Annotated in this window: 15 protein-coding genes and 3 tRNA genes; 10 read left to right on the forward strand and 8 right to left on the reverse strand. The window is 50.5% G+C overall.

Annotated elements, in window-relative coordinates; all coding sequences use genetic code 11:
* Window positions 1–15 precede the first annotated feature (15 nt).
* The 4 genes from OSH04_RS17070 to OSH04_RS17085 form a co-directional block, all read right to left on the reverse strand.
* Entirely contained in the window at window positions 16–768 is a 753-nt protein-coding gene (locus tag OSH04_RS17070) for a DUF4880 domain-containing protein (protein WP_266108925.1), read from the reverse strand.
* 280 nt (window positions 769–1,048) lie between these two features.
* Window positions 1,049–2,074, reverse strand: coding sequence for a hypothetical protein (locus tag OSH04_RS17075; RefSeq protein WP_060186806.1), 1,026 nt, complete (start codon window positions 2,072–2,074; stop codon window positions 1,049–1,051).
* A 157-nt stretch (window positions 2,075–2,231) separates the two neighbouring features.
* Window positions 2,232–3,020: a PhzF family phenazine biosynthesis protein gene (locus OSH04_RS17080; RefSeq protein WP_060186807.1), complete on the reverse strand. Its 789-nt coding sequence runs from the start codon at window positions 3,018–3,020 to the stop codon at window positions 2,232–2,234.
* A 270-nt stretch (window positions 3,021–3,290) separates the two neighbouring features.
* Window positions 3,291–3,644, reverse strand: coding sequence for a MarR family transcriptional regulator (locus OSH04_RS17085; protein WP_021447165.1), 354 nt, complete (start codon window positions 3,642–3,644; stop codon window positions 3,291–3,293).
* A gap of 562 nt (window positions 3,645–4,206) precedes the next feature.
* Between OSH04_RS17085 and OSH04_RS17090 the strand changes: the two genes are divergently transcribed.
* On the forward strand, window positions 4,207–5,124 hold the full coding sequence (locus OSH04_RS17090) for a pyridoxal-phosphate dependent enzyme (protein WP_266108926.1): 918 nt from the start codon (window positions 4,207–4,209) through the stop codon (window positions 5,122–5,124).
* Window positions 5,125–5,341: 217 nt separating this feature from the next.
* Here the strand turns inward: OSH04_RS17090 and OSH04_RS17095 are convergent, their stop codons facing one another.
* From OSH04_RS17095 to OSH04_RS17105, 3 genes are all read right to left on the reverse strand, one after another.
* Window positions 5,342–6,343 (reverse strand): Lnb N-terminal periplasmic domain-containing protein, encoded by a 1,002-nt coding sequence (locus tag OSH04_RS17095; protein WP_266108927.1) that lies wholly within the window; start codon window positions 6,341–6,343, stop codon window positions 5,342–5,344.
* A 198-nt stretch (window positions 6,344–6,541) separates the two neighbouring features.
* Window positions 6,542–7,390, reverse strand: coding sequence for an archaetidylserine decarboxylase (gene asd / locus OSH04_RS17100; protein WP_009458320.1), 849 nt, complete (start codon window positions 7,388–7,390; stop codon window positions 6,542–6,544).
* A 220-nt stretch (window positions 7,391–7,610) separates the two neighbouring features.
* Window positions 7,611–8,978, reverse strand: coding sequence for a diguanylate cyclase (locus OSH04_RS17105; RefSeq protein WP_035269543.1), 1,368 nt, complete (start codon window positions 8,976–8,978; stop codon window positions 7,611–7,613).
* Between the two features lie 1,507 nt (window positions 8,979–10,485).
* Here OSH04_RS17105 and OSH04_RS17110 point away from each other — a divergent pair.
* Both OSH04_RS17110 and OSH04_RS17115 read left to right on the forward strand, forming a co-directional pair.
* Complete coding sequence (locus OSH04_RS17110; protein WP_266108928.1) at window positions 10,486–11,544, forward strand: metallophosphoesterase; 1,059 nt, start codon at window positions 10,486–10,488, stop codon at window positions 11,542–11,544.
* 486 nt (window positions 11,545–12,030) lie between these two features.
* Window positions 12,031–12,246 carry a hypothetical protein gene (locus OSH04_RS17115; RefSeq protein ID WP_035269546.1) on the forward strand — a complete coding sequence of 72 codons (216 nt, stop codon included), beginning with the start codon at window positions 12,031–12,033 and terminating at the stop codon, window positions 12,244–12,246.
* A 466-nt stretch (window positions 12,247–12,712) separates the two neighbouring features.
* Here the strand turns inward: OSH04_RS17115 and OSH04_RS17120 are convergent, their stop codons facing one another.
* Window positions 12,713–13,885, reverse strand: coding sequence for a methionine aminotransferase (locus OSH04_RS17120; protein ID WP_203145277.1), 1,173 nt, complete (start codon window positions 13,883–13,885; stop codon window positions 12,713–12,715).
* Between the two features lie 888 nt (window positions 13,886–14,773).
* Between OSH04_RS17120 and mnmG the strand changes: the two genes are divergently transcribed.
* The 7 genes from mnmG (at window position 14,774) to OSH04_RS17155 (ending at window position 19,960) form a co-directional block, all read left to right on the forward strand.
* Entirely contained in the window at window positions 14,774–16,690 is a 1,917-nt protein-coding gene (mnmG, locus tag OSH04_RS17125; protein WP_266108929.1) for a tRNA uridine-5-carboxymethylaminomethyl(34) synthesis enzyme MnmG, read from the forward strand.
* Entirely contained in the window at window positions 16,687–17,358 is a 672-nt protein-coding gene (gene rsmG / locus OSH04_RS17130) for a 16S rRNA (guanine(527)-N(7))-methyltransferase RsmG (RefSeq protein WP_035269551.1), read from the forward strand. The genes mnmG and rsmG overlap by 4 nt, the downstream gene beginning before the upstream one ends.
* Window positions 17,359–17,360: 2 nt before the next feature.
* On the forward strand, window positions 17,361–18,176 hold the full coding sequence (locus tag OSH04_RS17135; protein ID WP_021447168.1) for a ParA family protein: 816 nt from the start codon (window positions 17,361–17,363) through the stop codon (window positions 18,174–18,176).
* Between the two features lie 29 nt (window positions 18,177–18,205).
* Complete coding sequence (locus tag OSH04_RS17140) at window positions 18,206–19,144, forward strand: ParB/RepB/Spo0J family partition protein (RefSeq protein WP_009462421.1); 939 nt, start codon at window positions 18,206–18,208, stop codon at window positions 19,142–19,144.
* 486 nt (window positions 19,145–19,630) lie between these two features.
* A tRNA-Tyr gene (locus OSH04_RS17145) sits at window positions 19,631–19,717 on the forward strand.
* Window positions 19,718–19,773: 56 nt separating this feature from the next.
* A tRNA-Gly gene (locus OSH04_RS17150) sits at window positions 19,774–19,847 on the forward strand.
* A 38-nt stretch (window positions 19,848–19,885) separates the two neighbouring features.
* Window positions 19,886–19,960, forward strand: a tRNA-Thr gene (locus tag OSH04_RS17155).
* Window positions 19,961–20,014: the final 54 nt, after the last annotated feature.

Here is a 20,014-nt window from a genome sequence, read left to right on the forward strand (position 1 = left end):
GTAAGAGGCCGACTGTTAGTCGGCCTCATTCGGAGATACAGGAGCGGGTTGAACCCGTTTCATTCCAGACCATCGATCCACATCAATATGTTGACCGGGAATCAAGACCCGACTCTGTCGTCGCCACCATGTCCCGCTAGATACTTCGACCGATCCAGTATCCACAGCAAATTTCATTTGATCGCTGTCCAGAAAAGCCGAGAACTGCCCCTTGTTACTGCGGGCCTGCGCAAAGCTGGAAAAGACCGTCACACTCTTTGGTGTGGGATCAGCCAGCAACAGCGTGACCTGTCCACGTAAAAGCTGCAGATTCAATCTGTCCTCATATTCACGGATTTCAAGGGCTGAATCCGGGCCCAAGCGCAGCACGGCCCCATCGACAAACCGTTGCTCCAGCATTTGAGCCCCCGATACCAAGTGCTCTTCTCGCAATACCGGCTCGGGCCAGGAGAAAAACACGGTCAGCGCCAAGGCCAACACCAGAAAACCCGCCAGCAAACCACGGTGATAGGGCTTGAGCAACACTGGCTTTTCCCCCGAGCCAGCCAATAAACGGCGTATCTCATGCTCGGGCGCATCCAGGCTGGCGTCACAAAAATAGCAAATATATCGATATGAACGTTCATTTTCAGGATTGTCACGGCGCCAATCCTCAAATTCCCGTAATTCAGCTGCGGTAGCCTCGCCCGAGTTCAAGCGAGTAAACCAGTAAGCAGCCTGTGCGTGGGCCTGCGTATGCTCCAGCAGTTCCCCTTGATATGTCGTCATAGCGGCATCTAACCTTGTTCAGTTAAGCCAGCAATAGGGCGGTTTCAGTCCGACGGATTGTCTCTTCCGCTCAAGGCCAAAACCTTAAAAAACGAAACCAGCAGCCACCAACCCTCTACATTCCACCTTTGAAAACGATACGTTTTTATTTTATACATTCGCTTCAAATGCTTACATTAACTCAAATTGACCCATTCCAAACAAATTCGCCTTATTTAATTACACTCACCACAAAAAAACTGCAGATTACAGGTAAAAAAAGCCGAAATCAGGTCGTTAACTAGTGAAATCCGTCCAAAATTTGGCCACTAAGCAGGTCATGAACCTGTTCTTTTCTTTGATCCGATTCGCCATCCGCAGGCAATACCATTCTCAATAAAAGTGGCCACTGCGGGTAAAAGCGATAGTTGGGCGTCGACACACGCGTACCGGCTGGATAACTAAATCCGCCGAATTGAAATTCTCGAGCCAATTGAGCATGCGAGAGATAAAGCAGATTTTTATTTTTATCGACTGAGAAATAAGCACGTTCCAAAGGCAGATTCCATGCCTGAACCTGTAAACCCTCTTCCTCTACACGTACCATCCAACGGTCCTGATCCCGCTCACCGTTGACATACAAAGTCCCATCCGGCCTGGCCTGAACCAAAGTGCCGGCAGGTAGATCCAGAACAAAATCCGGGGCTGTATTCATATTGGAAGCCGCCGCATAGGGACTCCAGCCCCTGATCTGATTCCCTTTAGCCAAAAAGCAGCTGACAAAACGAAAACCGTGCTCTGCCATGGAATCTTGTTCCATTTCAATCACTTGGCTGCCATCACATTGCCAGCCCTCCAATTCCGTATCGCCTGCCAGATGCAGCTTCCAGCTGGAGTTCTGCAAATCGGGCCGGGGGCGCTTGAAAGACAGCACTGGAGCATTGCCTACCATGACCGCCCCCGGGAAACGAGCCCAGGACACGCTGTCCGGGTCGCCCCACACACTCAACTCCAGCTCTGTTCCGGCTGGCATATCAATTCCGGCAAAACGGCCAGGCTCTTTTAAAACATGCTGCCGACTAGCCAGCTCCTGTGCCTGACGTTTATCGAACTGATAGACCTCCCACTGGAAATAACTGTAGTAGAGCGCCAATACAAGCAAAGGAAGCAAAACCAGTAGGCGTGGCCAGGGTTTTTTCTTAAAGTTTTCCCGGCGATGTGGCTGTACTAAAAGCAAAACCACCCAGACCAGCACAATAATTAAGGCAAGCGGCCCGAGCGTAATAATCAGCAGAAACAGCAAAGAAAATGGAGCGACAGGAATCATAAGAGATCAAAAAACCATAAAAAGTCGCAATAAAGAAGGCCGAAAAAATGTACAGCCTGTCTTGCTGACTACTGTGCTGATCGGGCAAAAACAAGGGAAGGGCGTTACCAATACAGGCATGGCACCGCCATGCCCGTTTAAACCGCTTGGCATCGTCTCAGGCGATCTGGATGTGTCCTTCCATATACAGGACGGCCTGGCCTTTCAAGAACACGCGGTCACCCGTTAAGGTGCAGTCCAGTACACCACCACGGGCAGAAGCCTGATACGCCAGCAAATGAGTTTTGCCCAGGATAGGAGCCCAGTACGGCAGCAAAGCACAATGGGCCGAGCCCGTCACCGGATCTTCCTCAATACCGTGACCAGGAGCAAAAAAGCGGCTGACAATATCAAACTGGCCCGAGCCCGGCGCTGTCACAATGCATCCGTCACACCCACTGGCCAGCATGGCTGCCGCATCCACCTGCAGCTGTCGCACTTGCTCTTCCGTTTCCAATACAGCCAGATGGGTGAAGTCATTACGCCACAGTTGCGTAATCTTGGTGCCCAAGGCTTGCTCCAGCAAAGGATTGTCATCCACACGGTGAACCGGGCGCACAGGCAAATCCATGACATAGCTGTCTTGGTCACGACGTACCGTCAAAGCACCACTTAGCGTATGGAACACCACCTGGCTGTCCTGGGGACGCACATGCTGCAGCACAACGGCGGCGCTGGCCAATGTTGCGTGTCCACACAAGGGCACTTCTACCGTAGGGGTGAACCAGCGCAGGCGAAAGTCCTGGCCTTGTGGCACCAGAAAGGCGGTTTCGGCAAGATTGTTCTCCTGTGCAATCGACTGCATCAAGGCATCGTCAGGGAACTCGGGCAACAACACCACGGCGGCAGGATTGCCTGCAAACAAGGTGTCAGTAAAGGCATCAAGCTGATAGATGGGTAAGCGCATTCTGCCTCCAGGCATGGAATTCAAGGTGAGTCCCCAGTATAGAAAAATAGACTCTTTGAAGGCAGGTAAATCCGCGGAACAGGGGCATTGTTTTAATGCCGCCTATCTTTTCCGTTTTTTAAGCACCAGACACGCGAGCGCTTTTTGCAAACGCCTGTTTGCATTCCATTAGTTGGACCCGAGCGCTTCCCGCTTATTTACCTGATGCCAAACGCTTCTTTTTGCGGGTTCAGCAATTACAACGGGTGCCTGGCCGCTCCATTTGATCAATCAAACATTTGCCGCCTCTAAAAGACAGGCGGAAAGACGATCAAAATGCAGCAGGGCAGCCTGGCTCAAGTCCACTTGTTTGCGGCGAGTGTCCTCCGTATCACTAAGGACGATCCAGCCTTTCTCGCGCATGGATTTGAGGCGGGTATGAATAGTCGCGGGCGATCCCAGCCGTTCTACGGCCATGACATCGCGCACCGACAAACGCAAACAGTCTTTCGATGCCTTGGCAACCAGCACCAGGATCCGCTCTTCAAGAGGGTCCAGGCAAGGCAAGCAAGGCAGGGTATGCAGCGAATCGGCGAGCTGCAAAAAACGCATATAAATATCAGCAGGTCTGGTGGCAGTTTTCATAACAAAATCTTTATTCCTTTAAGAACCGCTACCACAGCGTCCTTTCTAGAAATAAGTTCTGGTTATTATTGTTTTTATTCCGCCCAGGCAAAGCAAAAAACAACACTGCTTTATGGCCCGAGTGATTGGAATGAGTTTCGGTGCTTATCATGCACTTAAAATTAAACGCTTAAGACCGGGCCTGAATTCCGTACGGAAAGGGGTCTTGAGTCGGGCGATTTATCTGGAATTTTATCAGATAAGCCCTTGATTTAGCTTGAACACTACAGTCCTGACGAAGCAAAATTGTAAGTAGGTGCAGACACGTAGTTAGTTAGTAAGCTGCCTCACATTAAACGCTAATAAAGGGACTTAGCGCAGAGAACAAGAACAGTTACAAAATCCAGGCCCGATGATATAAGCATCCTTTCCAAACAATTTTCCGCCCGCTTGTCCTGGTCGTCACAAAACCGTGCCCAGGATCTTTAGCCACACGTGTTTCAGACCGATAAAATGTGGTGAACAGCGCTCGGAGCGCCCAACGCGCCCCCTCAGATCACTATAAAATCTGGAACGATAAGAAATGATTCTTCACCTTGAGACACCGCTCATTTTTTCACACGCCTTGAGCGAACAGCTTGGCAAACAAATCTGGTTAAAAATGGATGCGCTGCAACCTAGCGGATCATTCAAAATTCGCGGTATTGGCCACTTGTGTCAGCACCATGCCCAGCAAGGAAAGAAGCGCTTTATCATTTCTTCGGGAGGCAATGCCGGAATTGCCGTTGCCTATGCCGGACGCCGCCTGACCATGCCCACCCTTGTTGTCGTCCCCGAAACCACTAGCGAACACGCCAGACGCTTGATTCAACGGGAAAAAGCCGAGCTGCACGTAATCGGCAAGAACTGGCAGGAAGCTCATGAGTATGCGCTGACCCTGGTGCAAGAAGACGACGCCCTGATTCACCCATTTGATGATCCTTTGCTTTGGGAAGGCCATGCCAGCCTGATCGCAGAAGTGGCCCAAATGGGCGTACAGCCGGATGCCGTCTTGCTGGCTGTAGGCGGGGGTGGCTTGCTATGCGGTGTGGCTCAAGGCCTGCGGGAGCAGGGTTGGGACAAAACCCCGATTATTGCGGTAGAAACCCAGGGCACCGCCAGCCTGGGCGAGTCGGTAAGGCAGCGCCAGCACATCACACTTAGTGAAGTCAGTGGGGTTGCCACCTCCTTGGCTGCACCACGCGTCTGCGACCAGGCTTACGCCATCAACCAATCTCATCCCACCACCTGCGTTCAGGTCAGCGATGCTCAGGCCGTCAGCGCATGCCTGCGCTTTCTGACCGATCATCGCGTTCTGGTGGAACCCGCATGTGGCGCGGCTTTGTCGACTCTCTACCTGGATCATGAGGCCCTGGCTCCCTACAACAACATTCTAGTCGTTGTGTGTGGTGGCAACACCACGACGCTGGAGCAGTTGGTGCAGTGGCGGGCCGCTCCTTAAACTGTCCGTTATCAGCCCTGACGCATTTGGCAAAAACAATTATTTTCTATCGCATCTGCAATCTGGAAAACAGGGTACAGGGATTAAAAAACCCCATCACATGATTTTCATACGATGGGGTTTTTATTTCTTATCTTCATTCCTGATACGCTCTAATTTTCAGAGCGTATAAAGTAAAACATATGTTTCACGTGGAACAAAAGCGCCTAAAACAGCCTTAAAAAGGCTTTACGAGAGGCAAATTCTGTCGAATCAAAGCAGAAAAATCCTGCCCCTCCTGCTGCGACAAGGCTCTCGGGTTGATGTAGCCCAGTTGCTTCAGTTCCTGGAAACTATGGCCTGGCGCCAAAGCATTCAGACCATACACATACTCGGCCAAATAGCCCGAAGCCAGCACACGCCAGTCCCACGGTATCCCGTCCACAATCCTGGAGACCATGTCATAAACAATGGTGGTGCAATTAGCCGTCAAGGTGTTGTAGAAACGAGGAGTAGTCTGCAGTTGCTGGCCCTGCTCCACATAAGACAAGAACAAGGCCTGCATGGCAGGTTTCGCCAACTCCACGCTGTACATATACACGTCTTCGCCGCGCGCATTGCTACGGGTACGCACAATGTCCTGCTCTGTTGCCGCAATCAAGCTCAACTCAAACTCTTTGAAAAAACCGCCTATCGCAGAAAATGCCTCGTGCTTTTCCTTGCGTATTTCTACCGAAAACACCACATGGCGGCCATCCTCAAACCCGAAAGACACCAGGGTATGGGCGATCACCGGGCCCATCCAGTACGAAAGGAACATATCTACCGATTTGAGCGTCTGCAGATCGTAGTCCTGGCTAATCCAATGCTCATCAAAATCGGTCTCGCTGCGCCAGTTAAAGTCACGCACATTGTGCAGAGTCACCACTGAACCATTTACCTCGCCGTAACTCATTCTGGCCACATCAGGCGCCCATTCCCGGTCGTTGCTGGGCGCAATACTGCTCCACCAGACCACCAGCACCAGAAAGCCCAACGCCTGGGGTGCAAAGAGCCAGTTCTTGCCCTTGCTCAAGGCATACAGGCTCAATCCAGCCACCGCGACCCAGCCAGCCAATGCCAGCCAGCGCCCCAGACCTGCTGACAACTGAAACTGTAGTGCCAGCGCGCCCCAGGCCGCTACCGCCAAGACCAATAACAGGACCAAAATCTTGATCACCATCGCCCCCCACCTTTTCATACTCACTCCACAGACCTCTTGAATACAGATTACTTTTAAGCGCTGAACCGTCAAAAAAGGCTCCACGCAACGCCTTCGGCTTGCTGGCTCCCCCAAGGGGGTGTTTTTTGCCGGAGGCGCCGAGCCTTTAGACGACCCGACGACAAAAAAAAACCTGTGTCCACTTGAACACAGGTTTTATTCATTAGAAAACAGGGTTTAGCCCTGATAGCCCATCGCTTGACCTTGGCGGATTACGCCTTGCGGCTGCCAGCTCGGATCAAAACGATAGGCGCTTTCTTTGGGGAACAACATCACCACCGTGGAACCCAGCAGAAATCGGCCCATTTCCTGCCCCTTTTGCAAGGCGATATTCTGACCTTCGTAGTTCCACTCGTGGATCTTGCCGTCACGCGAGGCATTTACCACACCATGCCAAACCGTAACCATACTGCCCACCACCGTCGCCCCCACCAGCACCAATACGAACGGGCCTTGCTCGGAGTCAAAAAAGCAGACCACACGTTCATTACGGGCAAACAGGCCGGGAACACCGCGCGCCGTCGTCGGATTGACCGAGAATAAATCGCCCGGTACATGAATCATGCGCTTGAGCACACCCGCACAAGGCATATGTACCCGGTGATAGTCGCTAGGACTCAAGTACAGGGTCGCAAACAGCCCATCCTGATAGCGGGCAGCCTCCTGAGCGTCTCCGCCTACCAAAGCCGTCGTCGAGTAGCTATGCCCCTTCGCCTGGAACACCTCGGCACCCTGGATAGGCCCCAACTGGCTGATGGCACCATCAACCGGGCTGACCAAGGCCGTCTCCGCGATAGGGCGGGCCCCCGGACGCAAAGCTCGACCAAAAAACTCGTTAAAGGTGGCGTAGCTGGCTGGGTCGGAGTTTTCTGCCTCGCTCATGTCGACCTGATAACGGTCGATAAAACGCTTGATAGCCCAGGTCGTGCGCCCGCCCATGGGCTTGGAGGCCAAACCGCCTAGAAACTGGGTCAGAGCCTGTTTAGGGAGCAGGTACTGGGGAAGAACAGCCAAACGGGGATGCATAAAATCAGCTCGCAAACAAATCCTGCTTCAGCCTGGGGCCAAAGCGTTTATGCCATTCAATGTAATTGTGTTTCACGCGCCACATCCGGCCGGAGCCACCACTTCAAAGGCCGCGCAACCGTCAGGAATCAGGCACCAAACACTGGCAGGAACAAAACAATACGCACTTGTAGCACAGGTTGCCGCCATACGACATAAAAGGGCGGGCAAGCCCGTCCCATCAGACGTAGACAACCCGGTCGCGGCCTTCTTCTTTGGCCTGATACAAGGCGCGGTCAACCCGGCGCAGCGTGCGCTCGTAATCCGGGTGACCGTCGTACAAGGCCACGCCAATACTGGCGGTGATATTCATGCTTTCGCCATCCACAACCCGGAAGGTCTCCGCATGAATACGAAGACGCAAATTACGGGCGGCACGCATCGCACCATCCGCATCCACGTCGACCAAGACCAGAAGGAACTCTTCGCCCCCAAGGCGGAACACGTAATCACCGGCACGCGCGCTATTGCTGAGCAGCTCAGCAAACTGACGCAAGATACGATCACCGGCATCATGGCCATGAGTATCATTAACCCGCTTGAAGAAGTCTATATCCACGGCCAGCAGCGCAAAACGCGATCCCCGCTGCTGGGCATAGCCCACTTCACGGCTAAGCACGACAGGCAGGTATTTACGGCTTAACAGGCGGGTCAGCACGTCCCGGCCCGACTCCAGCTCGTTTTGCTGCTCAAACAAGCGATCCAAGTGCAAACCAATGGCTCGGGTTCGATCACGCAGCTCATGCAAGCGTAGAACCTGTCCTTTCGCATCCCCTTGCTCGAAAGCCGGCATCAGCTCGGTATCAATCAGATTCATCAAGTCCAGGATCTCACGACTCTCTACCGTGCCCTGGAAGGCATGCGCACCCTTATGCTTGAACCAGATACCGAAGTCCGAATCTCCAATCCGCGGGGCAGGCGTCACACCATTGTTGACCGCCATAGCAAACATGAAAAGATTTTCCCAGTCCAGCAACGCGGCTCGCTGTCGGCCACGCTCGGCCGCCACGTTCTGCACAATGGCAAACAGGCGATAGGACTCTTCGGCACGGGATTTACGCTCACGCGAATTGGCATAAGCATGGCTCATCAGTTCCATCGCCAGATCAATGAAGTTCTGAATGTAGCGATAGCACTCCCAGGCCTGCTCGGAACTAATAGTCGAAGATTCAAACAGGAAGCGGGCATAACGCCCCTTGAGCAAGCGAGCACCACGCAGCACCAGGTGAACCGGCACCCCAACCCGAGCATGGACCTCGCCAACCTGATTTTGCAGCTTGACCTGATCTTGCATATCACTGTGTTCATCCACCGAAAACAGCTGTACCAACCAACTGCGCAAGGAGCGATGCAAGCGCTTATGTACCTGATCATGCGAGAGATACACCTGTGCGGCAGGGTGCTTGAGCATATGCGTATAAAAGTGGGTCGCAAGCTCGTCCTGGTTATCTTGAGTGATAGTCAGCACATGAGCACGGACCGCCAGGGGCACTTTCTGGAGCAAGCCGTGCCAGTCCTGAGCGGCTTCTTCGATATTCGGTTGAGACATGAAGTACAGGGAGAGTAGCGAGACGATACTTAAGGATTAAACAGCCTTGGCGGCAATTGTTACATGAGGGGAGATTTCGCGCTATTTCTTATAGCGATACAAGCCACGGGCTAGCAGGAGAATACCCTTGCTGCCCACAAGGAAAAAACATACCCCTTGAAGATAAGTGGGTGATTCCACGGGCCAAGGCAGAAATACGTTGTCCATGTACTGGAGCAAGTGCCGGTTTCGCCTCACTTTGACAGCAATTTGCGATTCAAACCCATGGCTTTGTCGTCCCAAACGCCTCGAAAGTTCCACGGTGAGCAGATTGTCCTATCAAAGTAGATAGCTGACAAAACGAATTGCCCACTATCGTCAAAAAGCCACGTTTGGCATCCAAGCACAGAACGAACAATAAAGCATGCTGGTGCTCAAGCAGGTGGGGCTACCAAGAAACAGGAACTGGGTTTATATCCAATACTGAGCAAATACCCAGATTCCTATGAGACAAGCCGGGCCGAAACGATTGGGTCGGGTCGGGTCGGGTCGGGTCGGGTCGGGTCGGGTCGGGTCGGGTCGGGTCGGGTCGGCAGATAGGTTCCATCGCTAAACCCGATCATTCAATACTTATTACTCTGCTTCAAGTTATTTTTTTATTAAAAATAAGTCAACTTTATCTAAAAAACTCGGAAAGGAATCAAGAAATAATCAAAGAAAGCGACTGGAGAATAGAGACAAACAGACTCAAATATTTGATTAGTTTCTATTTTTTCTAAGGAAACACATTAACCAAAAAAGAGGCCAGTCAAAATAAAAGATAGATAGGTAAGAAGAAAGCAATCCAGACAACAATTAAAAATGATAATTCGGACTGCTAATTTTTTATTTTTTGAATACAGAAATAAAAAATGAAAGAAAACAAAATCACGGTGTTGAATTACAAGAACAGGATTTTGTTTGGAACTGGAAAACAAATAACAGTCGTGATAATCAAACTTATCCACAAATCTGGATAACAAAGAAATCCACAATTTTATTAACAAAATAGATTAAACCAAAAATGGAAATATAAAATCCGGAGAAATCAGCAGTTAACAAGAAAGTGAATAATTTGTGGATATTATAAGGGCTTAATTCGCACTTCAACATAGTGTTGGTGCAAACACCGACATCCGCTCATCCAGACGCTCCAGGCGGGCGAGATCCGGCCAGAAAATCGGTCAAGAACGGGGCAAAAAAGCTATATTTAAGGCAGCTACTGGCTCTGGCCCCCTGTGGATAAGCTCCAAGAAGGCCTGCTGTGGACCTGCTGTGGATGAAAGGGGGATAAGTTGCCTGTCTGGCCAGGCCTCAAATTTTGTCCAGTTTCGGTCCACCGACTCCATCGGGGTGGTGCACAGGCGAAAGTGGTCAATAAAGTACTGAAATTAAAGGTTAATTTCTATCTATGCCACTTATCCACAGACACCCATTATCCATTACCAGTTATATATATAGTTATTATTAAATAAAGATCTCTTCACCCATGCCCAACTTTCTTGTACAGCCTTTACCTGCTGGTTCTTTAGACATCATCGGTGATGTACATGGAGAGCTTCAGGCCTTGCAACAACTGATCCAAAATTTGGGTTACCAAGAAGATGGCTCTCATCCAGAGCAACGTAGCCTGATATTCGTGGGAGATTATTGTGACCGAGGTCCAAATAGCCCTGCTGTAATTGAATACCTTAAGTCCTTGATAAATAATAGTAAAGCAAAAGGGATATTAGGTAATCATGAAATCAATCTACTGATAGATGATGCGAAAGATGGATCAGGTTGGTATTTTGATCAGCGATATCAATCAGATTTAAAGAATTACTCGCCATTTATACGTGCAAAACCTCAAAATAGAGACAAAATCCGAGGGTTTTTAGGCTCACTACCTATTGCATTGGAAAGAAATGACCTGAGAATTGTGCATGCAGCCTGGAATAATCCTGCTATTGATGCAATTAGATCGGTTAAAAACGAAGATTTTCTTGATTTTTTCTTTGAATGTGAGCGTAAAGCTGATACTTATGCAGAAAAAAAAGGAATTCTGAATAAATATCTAGCTGCAAAACAAGAATGGAAAGAAAAAATTGAAGACCCAAAGGCCCTGATACCTTTATTGCAGGCCTACATTGACTACGATTTGGTCAAAAATGACTTCAACCCCATCCGTTTGCTGACTTCCGGTACTGAAGGACCCGCAGATCGTCCGTTTTTTGCTGGCAACCGTTGGCGTTTTTCCGACCGAACTCCTTGGTGGAACAGCTACCAGGACGATATTCCTGTCGTTTTTGGTCATTATTGGCGTCAGCTTTTTCCTCAACCAGCAGCGAAAATGTCTAAATATTCCTTATTATTCAAGGATATAGATCCATTTTCCTGGCATGGAGCAAAGAAAAACACATTTTGCGTGGATTTTTCCGTAGGAGCTCGTTGGCGCGATCGCCGCAAGGACCAGGCACCTGAAGGCTCCGCTTTTCACCTGGCCGCTTTGCGTTGGCCAGAGAAAATCATCATGACAGACACCGGATTTACCCAAGCAACCCGGTAAATTCACTTTATATTCCGCTGTTACAATTTTCTTTGCTGTGGATAAGCTCTAGGAAGGGCATTGTGAACAGGGTGTGGATACATAAGGCATAAGTAGGTACTTCTTTGTGAAGTCTAAAAGTTGTACCTAAACCATCCACCGGTAAGCGTTAGATCTATCCCCGGAAAAAAAAGCGCTAAGCTCTTGTTTTAACGCTGCTAAAGACACTTGTTCGACTTATCAACAGGGCTCCATCCAATAATTCCAATAAAAGATTTAAGTGCTTGTTATATAAGATAAGTTCAACTCTCTGCAGGCCAGCTCCATGCCCTTTGCAAGCTAAAAGTTCTCGACTAAGATGCAGTCCATGAACAAAAATCACGATCTCGCTCAAAGCTGGCTTATGCGGCTTTTGCATACAGAAATCTGAGCGTCAAAGGCTGAAAATTTATTTTCAGAACCGTACAAGATCGACTTTGTCGTCTGTTCCCGGAGTTTTCTTTCAACATGAGAAAAACTCAAACAAAGGAACGGGATGGCAAAAGAGGGGTGTTCTACCTGGACGACATGTTTGGCCAAGAGTTTGCTATGGCTGCAGGGATTGCTGCGCCTGGAGCTTGTACTAGGTCAATCTTGTTTGAATTTTTGACTTATCCACATTTTGTGGGTAAAGCGTTGGTTTGTGCTTGCTCGTATCTTGTGGTGCTCGAAGAGGCTTGGTGACCTGTGTATTTTCACAGTTGCAAAGTCTGTTCAAAGCTTGTGATATTGAAATAAGTCCTTGTTTTATATCTATATTTTTTGTGGTTTTAACTTTGAGGCCTGTTTTTTGGCAAGCCACATGAACTGAAACAGGAAGGCCTGCGAGCTGGCTGATTTTTACTTTTCTCAAAGGAAAAGAAGCGATAACTGGGCAAAAAATCAGGTTTACCCCCAAAGTTATCAACAGGACAGCGCTGGAAGGCTATATTGCCTGTTTCACGTTTGGTGTTCTATGGGGCGCAAGATGCGGGTTTTGTGGTTTACGGTGGATGGTTTGTGCTTCGGACAATGCTTGCTGTTTTACGTCGCCGTTGCAGGGCTTGTGTGACAGATTTAGGCAAGATTGCGACGACTGCACTTGTCCACAAAAATCAGGACACAAAAAAACCGCCTGACGGCGGTTTGATGAAGGTAGGGAAAAAAGCCTTTAGACCTTTTTCAGGCGTTCAATAGCCTGGTCCAGGGTGTTGAGCTGCTTGGCAAAGCAAAAACGCAGCAAACGATGGTTAGCCTGCTCAGAATTGGGATTCAGGTAGAAGGCAGACACGGGGATCGCGCCTACGCCATAGTTCTGGTTCAGATGCTTGGCAAAATCCAGCTCGGACAGCTCCGAAATGTGTTCGTAGCTGGCTAGCAAGAAGAAAGTCCCTTCACTGGGCATAGGAGTGAAACGGGTGTTCTGCAGACCTTGATGCAAATGATCGCGTTTTTCCTGGTAGAAAGCGGGCAGACTCTCCCAGGTGGCTGGATCCTGCATATAGGTGGCTAAACCAGCCTGTAAGGGGCTAGGAACGGTAAAGACGGTGTATTGGTGGACCTTGCGAATTTCCGTGCTGAGACTGGCAGGAGCACAACAGTAGCCTACTTTCCAACCTGTGGCGTGGAAGGTTTTGCCAAAGGAAGAAACGATTACTGCTCGTTCTGCCAGGAGAGGGCGGGTAGCAAGGCTTAGATGCTCTTTCTGATCGAAGGTCAGGTGTTCATAGACCTCATCGGACAAGATGATCAAGGAAGGATGCTTTTCTACAATCTGCTCCAACGCGTCCAGATCCTGGGGCTGCAAGATGGTGCAGGTTGGGTTGTGTGGGAAATTGATCACCAGCATACGGGTCTTGCTGGTGATGGCTTGTTCCACTCGGTCCCAGTCGACGCGGTAGTAGGGTACAGCCTCGCCAGGCGCTGTCATCGGGACAGCAACAGGGGTACCTCCGGCCAGCTCGATGGCGGGGATATACAGGTCATAGAAGGGCTCGATTACGACGACCTCATCGCCTGTGTGCACAAAAGCCTGGAAACTGGCCATTAAGGCCTCAGTAGCGCCACTGGTGACGGTGATTTCCGTATCCACGTTGTAAAGGCGGCCATACCGAGCCTGCGTCTTGCTGGCAATGGCGGCTCGCAGGGCAGGGTAACCAGCCATGGCAGGGTATTGGTTGATGCCATCCAGCATGGCCTGGTGCACAGCCTCAATCAGGGCTGGATCCGGATTGAAGTCTGGAAAGCCCTGGCCCAGGTTAATGGCCTTATGCTCCAGAGCCAGCTGGCTCATGGTGGTAAAGATGGTGGTGCCCACAGAAGGGAGCTTGGAAGTGATCTGCATGGGTCTACTGATATGAATAATAAAAATGCACCCGCGCTTCAGATTTGAGTAAAAAGTTGGGTGGCGAAGTATCAGACAAATTCTTGTCGAAAATACCATAGATTCTGCGCGTATCTGTTGATCGTGGAACTGAGCACTCAGGATCGGTTTCTTACATTGATATAGCTATTGCCTATATAGGTTCCGAGCCCGGCTTCTCCTTCTGTTTTGCTTCCTCAGCTCTCGCGCTGCAGGCTCGTCTTGTAGCCACGGGAATTTTCTGGCTAGACCTGTGTCTTAACTTCGTCCTCTCGATTAAGTCCCAGGTTTTAAGCTAGGCGTTAAAGGTGCTGCTGTTGTTTCTTCAAAGTATCTGTCGTCTCAAGTAAATCCTGTTCTATCTGGGTAGCTGTCTTTTTGCGCATAGGACACTTTTTTCTTGCAGCCAAGGTAGTCGGATTACATAATCGACGCCTTATATTTTCCGCAGGCCAGCCGAAATATCCTTATCGCCACACTGTAGAACGGTGGATGTGGTCCTCAGGCAGTATTTCTTTTTATTGCTCTGTTATCCACAATTTTGCTGCCTGCTTGGGCTGCTTTTATCCACCTGTTGTGAGGTACTGGCTTAGATAGCCCCTTTTAGGGGATTTAAGAGTGATAAGCGCGCCTTTTATGGCTTGGCTCCGTGGGGAGTTCTGGCTGAAGAAAATCTTTGCAAGCGCTGCCTGTGCTTCCCAAGGTGGCCTGGGGATAAAAAAGCGTCCCTTTCTCCACAAAGTTATCCACAGTGGTATTTACGCAAAAAACTGTGTTCCACGTGGAACAGATATTGGTTCCATGTGTTTCACGTGGAACATACTCCGCTGGTAATCGTATAATTGATTTTTATTTTTTAGCTGTTCTGACATGATTTATCCCGAAGAGTTTGACGTTATTGTCATAGGCGGCGGACATGCTGGTACCGAAGCGGCTTTAGCGGCAGCTCGAACCGGCGTGTCTACCTTATTGTTAACCCATAATATGGATACCTTGGGGCAGATGTCCTGCAACCCTTCTATTGGGGGGATTGGGAAGGGGCATTTGGTCAAGGAAGTGGATGCGCTGGGCGGGGCAATGGCGTTGGCTACCGACCACGCCGGTATTCAATTCCGTACTCTGAATAGCTCCAAAGGTCCGGCCGTGCGCGCCACTCGTGCTCAGGCGGACCGGTCTTTGTACCGCAAGGCTATTCGCGAGGTTCTACAAAACCAACCCAACCTGATGGTGTTCCAGCAATCAGTCGAAGACTTGATTGTGGAAGGAGATCGGGTTGTGGGTGCTGTGACCAAGATCGGCTTGGAATTCAAAGCCAAATCTGTGGTTCTGACAGCAGGAACTTTTTTGAATGGTCTGGTCCATGTAGGCCTGAATAATTATTCTGCGGGCCGGGCAGGGGATCCGCCGTCCATCAGCTTGGCGCATCGTTTGCGGGAACTGCAGTTACCGCAAGGACGGTTGAAGACAGGGACCCCTCCGCGCATTGATGCCAACACCATCGATTTCTCCCGCCTGGAAGTCCAACCTGGCGACAGCGATCCGATTCCGGTGTTCTCTTATATGGGCGATGTTTCCATGCACCCTCAACAGATGCCGTGCTGGATTACGCATACCAACGAGCGTACCCACGACATCATCCGTTCCGGGCTGGATCGCTCGCCTATGTATAGCGACCAGGGCACTATCGAGGGCATTGGTCCGCGTTACTGCCCGTCTATCGAAGACAAGATTCATCGCTTTGCGGACAAGAGCAGCCATCAAGTGTTTTTGGAACCTGAAGGCTTGAGCACGACCGAGATCTACCCCAATGGTGTCTCGACCAGCTTGCCTTTCGATATTCAGTTGGCTATGGTGCGCAGCCTGCCTGGTTTGGAAAATGCCCGCATCATGCGTCCAGGTTACGCGATTGAATACGATTATTTTGACCCTCGATCCCTGTACCCCACGCTGGAGACCAAACAGATTCGTGGCTTGTTCTTTGCCGGTCAGATCAATGGCACGACAGGTTACGAAGAAGCCGCCGCTCAGGGCTTGTTGGCCGGGGTGAATGCAGCGCGTTTGGCACAAGAGAAAGAGCAGTGGTATCCACGTCGCAACGAAGCCTATCTGGGTGTGTTGGTAGACGATTTGATTACCCGTGGGGTGACCGAGCCTTACCGTATGTTCACGTCTCGTGCCGAATACCGTTTGAGTCTGCGGGAGGATAATGCCGACCAACGATTGACTGAAATTGGCCGAGAGTTGGGCCTGGTGGATGATGCCCGTTGGGATCATTTCAATCGCAAACGCGATGCGGTTGCACGTGAAATTGAACGCTTGAAGGGTACTTGGGTGAACCCCCGCAATTTGCCTGCCGAACAAGCAAATGCACTGTTAGGTAAAAATATCGAACGGGAGTACTCCTTCTTCGATTTGCTCAAGCGTCCCGAAGTGGACTACGCCAAGTTGATGGCTGTGCTGAATGACCAAGGCATGCCTGTAGCAGGCCCAGGTCTGGCAGATCCGGTGCATGTGGAGCAGGTGGAAATTCAGGTGAAGTATGCGGGCTATGTGGCGCGTCAGCAGGATGAGGTGACTCGTCAGGCAGCACTGGAAGAGCAAGCCATTCCAGAGGACCTGGATTACGACGACATCAAGGGATTGTCGATTGAGGTGCGCCAACGCTTGAAGGCTGCCAAGCCTTTAACCATTGGCCAGGCCGGGCGTGTTCAAGGTGTGACACCTGCGGCGGTTTCTTTATTGTTGGTACACCTGAAGCGCAAGCAAAAGAACAAACAAACGGCATGAGCGATATTTTTTCAAAACGCCTGAATCAGGCCCTGCTGGATTTGGGTCTGGATCAGGACCCTGTCCTGGTACGCAAGCTACTGGATTATATAAATCAGTTGCAGCGTTGGAACCGTACCTATAATCTGACCGCCCTGCGTGACCCAGATCAAATGCTGGTGCAACACATTTTTGATAGCCTGTCGATTGTCCGTCCGTTTCAGAACTATCTGGCCGGCAACAATACACAGACACAAGAATCGGTAAAGATTGTAGATGTAGGTTCAGGGGCAGGTTTGCCGGGAGTTGTTTTGGCAGCATCATGTTCCACGTGGAACATTACCTGTATCGATGCTGTCGAGAAAAAAATGGCATTTGTTCGACAAATGGTTGGTGCTTTGGCCTTGCCCAATTTGTCGGCGATGCATGTGCGTGTAGAGCAGCTGGAACCCATGCAGGCAGATATTGTGGTTTCCCGAGCTTTTTCTTCGCTGCTTGATTTCGTAAATTTGGCAGGCAGGCATGTTCGTCCAGGTGGACGCATTGCGGCTATGAAGGGTAAAGAACCTGATCAAGAAATAGCGGCATTGCAATCTGAAAGTAACTGGCGGGTCGAACGAATAGAATCATTAACCGTACCGGAGCTAGAGGCACAGCGTTGTCTAGTGTGGTTGGTGCAGCAAGGATAATCATGAGTAAAAAAGACGATAAATCTCCCCGTGCCTATGTGTTTTGTATTGCGAACCAAAAGGGCGGGGTAGGCAAGACGACCACAGCAATTAATTTGGCAGCTGCTCTTGCTGTACTGAAGAAAAAGGTTTTATTGATTGACCTGGATCCTCAGGGCAATGCCACCATGGGTAGTGGTATTGATAAAAACAGCCTGTCTGGTAATTTGTACCAAGTGCTGATTGGCGACGAAAGCATTGCTAACGTAAAGATACATTCAGAAACAGGTGGCTATGACGTCTTGCCTTCCAATAGGGAGCTGTCGGGCGCAGAAATCGACCTGATCCAGATGCAAGAGCGTGAGCAACAACTTAAACAGGCTCTGGCTCAGGTGTTGGACGATTACGATTTTGTGCTGATCGACTGCCCACCCACCTTGTCGTTACTGACGTTAAATGGTTTGGCCAGTGCTCACGGGGTCATCATCCCCATGCAGTGCGAGTACTTTGCGCTGGAAGGGCTGTCGGATCTGGTCAATACGGTTAAACGGGTCTATCGCAATATCAACCCGGATTTGGAGTTGATTGGTTTGCTGCGGGTGATGTTTGATGGCCGCGTAACTTTGCAGCAGCAAGTCTCCAATCAGATCGAGACACACTTTGGCGATAAGGTGTTCAAGACGGTGGTGCCACGTAACGTACGTTTGGCTGAAGCGCCAAGCCACGGTATGCCAGGTATTGTGTATGACAAGAACTCCCGGGGTGCCAAGGCCTATATGGACTTTGGTAAAGAGCTGATCAAGCGCTTGAAGAAAGAATCCCGCAGCGACAAGGCATAAGGCACACAAGAATCAATAGGAATGTAAGCATGGCTACACGAAAACCAAAAGGTCTAGGTCGAGGCTTGGATGCCTTGCTCGGCGCAGACGCAGGCGCTATCGCAACCATCGGGAAAAAGGGCGAAGCGACGGTGAGCGATGGCCCACCTTCCAACCTGCCCGTCAAACTGCTCAAGGCTGGGGTGTATCAGCCGCGTACTCGCATGGACGAGGGCGCCTTGAACGAGCTGGCCGAGTCCATTCGCGCACAAGGCGTGATGCAGCCTATTCTGGTGCGTCCTCTGTCGGGTAAGGACAAGGGCAAATACGAAATCATCGCCGGTGAACGTCGTTTCCGTGCATCGCAAATTGCTGGTCTGGAAGAAGTGCCCGTTCTGGTGCGCGAGGTAGGCGACGAGAACGCCGCCATCATGGCACTGATCGAGAACATCCAGCGTGAAGATCTGAATCCGCTGGAAGAGGCGCAAGGTGTGAAGCGTTTACTGGACGAGTTCGGTCTGACTCATGAGCAGGCCGCTCAGGCGATTGGCCGTTCGCGTTCGACCACCAGCAACCTGCTGCGTCTGATCAACCTGGCAGAGCCTGTGCAGATCATGCTGCTGGCCGGCGACATCGATATGGGTCACGCTCGTGCCTTGCTGGCTGTGGACGCTGCCCGTCAGATCATGTTGGCCAACGAGGTGATTGCCCGCCGTCTGTCGGTGCGTGAAACCGAGAAGCTGGTCGCCCGTGCTTTGCACGAGGATGACGAGCCTGCCAGCAAGCAGGCCCAGAGCAAGGCGAACCGCAATGGCGACGTACAGCGCTTTGAAAAGGTGCTGTCTGACCACCTGGGTACCAAGGTGACCTTGAAGGTCGGTGCCAAGGACAAGGGCCAGTTGCAGATCGCTTTCCATGGCTGGGAGCATTTGAATGCTTTGCTGGAAAAGCAGGGGCTGTCGTCCTTGCTGGAGCAAACGGACGATTAAGTCAGGTTCCCGCTACGCTGAAAGCGATGCGATTGACGTAGAAAAGCCGACCTCAGGTCGGCTTTTTCCTTGCCATGCCCCGTGTTTTGCTACTGAGCAGTATTTGGCTGCATGGTTTTCAGATTGCTTGCTTGTGCCCCGGCCAGTGGAAAACAGCAAGAGGAACTCCAGGCAAGTCAGGGAACAGAGCAGGGAAGGCGTCCGAGAGCCGGATTAAAAGCGAAAAATCCGGTTTCGTATCTTTTGCTTACAAAAACAAGCGCTGAAAACAGAAAAAAATCTATGTGTTTACCCGTATTTCACCGTGATTCCCCGGTTTTGAAAGCATTCAAAAGCGGCATGTCTGACGCCTGAAAACAGTGACAAAACCAGTAAGAAAAGCACCCCAAATCCAGTTTTTTTAAAAAATTCATCGAATTATTCAGTTTTCTTCCCAAAAGGCTTGACGACCTCTTAAAACATGTCCATAATTCGATTTTCGCTTCGGGTGGGATGTCCGAGTGGTTAAAGGAGGCAGACTGTAAATCTGTTGGCCCTGCGCCTACGTTGGTTCGAATCCAACTCCCACCACCAGCACTTTTCTAGAGTCAGCCAGCAAGGCGACTTTAGGAGAGGGTGAAGAAAAGTCTGCGGGTGTAGCTCAATGGTAGAGCAGAAGCCTTCCAAGCTTAAGACGAGGGTTCGATCCCCTTCACCCGCTCCAGGTTAAAAATCTTTGGCCACTCTGGGCTGAAGTTGAATGCCCATGTGGCTCAGTGGTAGAGCACTCCCTTGGTAAGGGAGAGGTCACGCGTTCGATCCGCGTCATGGGCACCACATCTCTCTTCTCTATATCGTTCTATCCCTTCAGGAGTCTGCCATGGCTAAAGG

Source organism: Alcaligenes nematophilus, assembly GCF_026344155.1.
Lineage (GTDB): Bacteria > Pseudomonadota > Gammaproteobacteria > Burkholderiales > Burkholderiaceae_B > Alcaligenes > Alcaligenes phenolicus.